The sequence below is a fragment of the Chrysiogenia bacterium genome (assembly GCA_020434085.1).
GTDB lineage: Bacteria > JAGRBM01 > JAGRBM01 > JAGRBM01 > JAGRBM01 > JAGRBM01.
Genome location: JAGRBM010000244.1, coordinates 1 through 2,726 on the forward strand (window position 1 = coordinate 1; position 2,726 = coordinate 2,726).

2 protein-coding genes are annotated in these 2,726 nt (G+C 63.6%); both read right to left on the reverse strand.

The annotated features are described in order from the left end of the window. A partial coding sequence (locus tag KDH09_08085) for an AMP-binding protein (GenBank protein ID MCB0219636.1) occupies positions 1-1,169 on the reverse strand: 1,169 nt, incomplete at its 3' end. 254 nt (positions 1,170-1,423) lie between these two features. Next, the coding region (locus tag KDH09_08090; GenBank protein ID MCB0219637.1) for an AMP-binding protein at positions 1,424-2,726 on the reverse strand (1,303 nt) is incomplete at its 5' end.

Genomic DNA, 2,726 nt, shown 5'->3' on the forward strand with positions numbered 1-2,726 from the left:
CCCTGGCTGTTGCGGATGATGTCGCCGGTGGCCGGGTCGCAGTTGACGATGACCTGTCCCGGGCGCAGGCGACCGACCTTGCCCGGACGTCCCTCGATATTGAAGAGCGGGGCATTGCCTTCGGTAGCGCCGTAGAACTCGCGCATCGTCGGAACGCCGAAGCGATCCTGGAAGGTTTCCCAGATGTCGGGACGCAGCCCGTTGCCCACGCCGATCTTGAGCTTGTGATCGCGCTCGCCCGGCTGCACCGGGTGGTTGAGCAGGTAACGGCAGAGCTCGCCGATGTACATGAAGCGCGTGGCGCCGAAGCTGCGCACATCGCTCCAGAAGTTGGAGGCGGAAAACTTGCGGCGCAGCGCCAGACTCGCCCCCGTGGCGAGCGTCGCACCCACACCGCCGAACTGGGCGCTCGAATGGTAGAGCGGAAGCGCAACGTAGATGGTGTCACTCGCCTTGGCATCGTGCAACGTCTTGCCGAACGCCAGGCCCGCCATCAGCCAGCGCTGGTTGGTAATCACCGCCGCCTTGGGGAGGCCCGTCGTGCCCGAGGTGTAGATGAAGCACATGCGTTCGGCTGTGCTGGGCATGTTGTCCTTCGTGCTGTGCTCGCGCGTGGCGCTGGCGGCGACTTCGTCATTGATGACGCGGTAACCGGCCGAATCGCCCTGACCGTTTTCGAGCTGGACCCACATGTCCTTTTTGAGATCGATGTTCTCGAGGTCGCCCTCGATCGCCTTTACCGCCTCGGTGTGCTCATTTCCGACCAGCACGGCCTTGGGGCCGCCGATGTTGATGGCGTGGGTGAGCGCCTTGCCCGTCAGGTTGGTGTTGATCATCGCGCTGACGGCGCGCAGCTTGTTGATTCCCATGAAGGCGAAGAGGAAGTCGGGACGATTGTCCATGACGAGCGCGACGACGTCGCCCTTGCCGATGCCCTGCTTGCGCAGGAAGTCGGCATACTGGTTGGCCTTGTCGTTGTACTGCTTCCAGGTGTAGCGCTCTTCGAGATAGGCGAGCGCCGGGCGCGAGCCGTATTTCTTGGCGTTGTCGGCCAGAATGCGGCCGCCGTTCCACTTGGTCTGCGGCAATACCCACGGAAGGTTCGGCAGAATCTTCAGCGTGCCGCGCGTTTCGATCAGTGTTGAACGCAGTCGATCAATCGTTCCCATAGAGGCCCACCTCGTTGCTTTGTCTGTGAATTTCAGCATCCCTGGGTGAGGGCCGTACACTTCGATCCCGGCCGCTCCGGCAAGGGAGCCAGGCGCAGCCTCCCCTAACCACCAAGTTTGACGCTGGATTTTGCGCCCCGGGACCCTGCCCCTTTGACGCGCGATGGCGATCTTATTGATCAGAGAGTCAAAAAGCAAAACGGGGTTTTGGGGTCGCTATGAAAGCGAAACAGTGCCTTTTACGGCCTCCCGCCCTACCCGCGCCTGGCCTTCTCCCACTCCAGCAGGGTCTTCTTGGAAACCTTCTCCAGGGTGCCCTTGGGCAGCTCGTCGATGAATTCCACTTCGCGGGGGACCTTGAAGTCGGCCAGCTTGCCGGCGCAGTGTTCGATGATTTCCTGCGGCTGGGCGCTCGCACCCGGTCGCAGGACGGCATAGAGCTTGGGCACTTCGCCGAGCACCTTGTCGCGGATGCCGATGGCGGCCGCTTCATAGATTGCCGGGTGGGACATGGCGGCGCGTTCGATCTCGCTGGCGGCGACGTTCTCGCCGCCGACCTTGAGCATGTCTTTCTTGCGATTGACATAGGTGATGTAGCCGCGCTCGTCGGCGACGACGTTGTCGCCGGTCTTGAGCCAGCCGTCCTCCGAAATCGTCTCGGCGGTGGCCTCGGGATTCTTCAGATACCCCTTCGTCAGGCTCACGCCGGGAATGCCGTGGATCTCCAGCTCGCCCACCTCGCCGGGGGCACATTCGGTGACGCCGTCCTCGTGCATGATGCGGATCCGGTAGCCCATGTTCGGCCAGCCCACGGCGCCGGGCTTTCCCTCATCGAGCGGGCTCGTTGCCACCGGCACGGTGATGGTCTCGGTCATGCCGAACCAGCCGATGGTCTTTACGCCAAAGCGCGCTTCGAGCCGTGCGTGCCGCAGACCCCCGCCCCAGAGGCGGAAGCTGTGGTTCTTCTCATGCGGGCCGGGCTCATGGAGTTCGAGCATGTTGGTGAGCGCCGGCACGTAGCTCCACACTGTGGGCTTGTGCTCGCCCACGATGTCCCAGAAGCGGCTCTTGGAGAACCGCTCCATCAGCACCATGGAACCGCCGACCGACATCACCGGCAGCGTCGAATAGGTCTGCGCGTTGATGTGGAAATAGGGAAGACACACCAGGTAGCGGTCGGCGGCGCTCAGCATCTGCGTGCGCACCTGGAGCTCGGCCGCCCAGACGTAGTTGCCCTGGGTGATCATCACGCCCTTGGGACGGCTCGTCGTGCCGGAGGTATAGAGCACGGCGGCCAGGTCCATCGCGTCGAGCGCCGGCGCTTCGAACTCGCCGCTGCCCGATTCGAGAATCTCCGCGCCCGAAACGCGCGCGCCGATCTCACCGGCATCGCCGAAGAGCACGATCTGCTCGCTCTGGATCGCCGGGCAGTCTTTCAGAATCGGCTCCCACGCCGCCGTCTCCCCGGTGTGGGAGATGAGCGCCCTGGCTTCCGAGTGATTGAGGAAGTAATCCATCTCGTCGGGCGCGCTGCGCAGGTTGGTCGCCACCATGTAG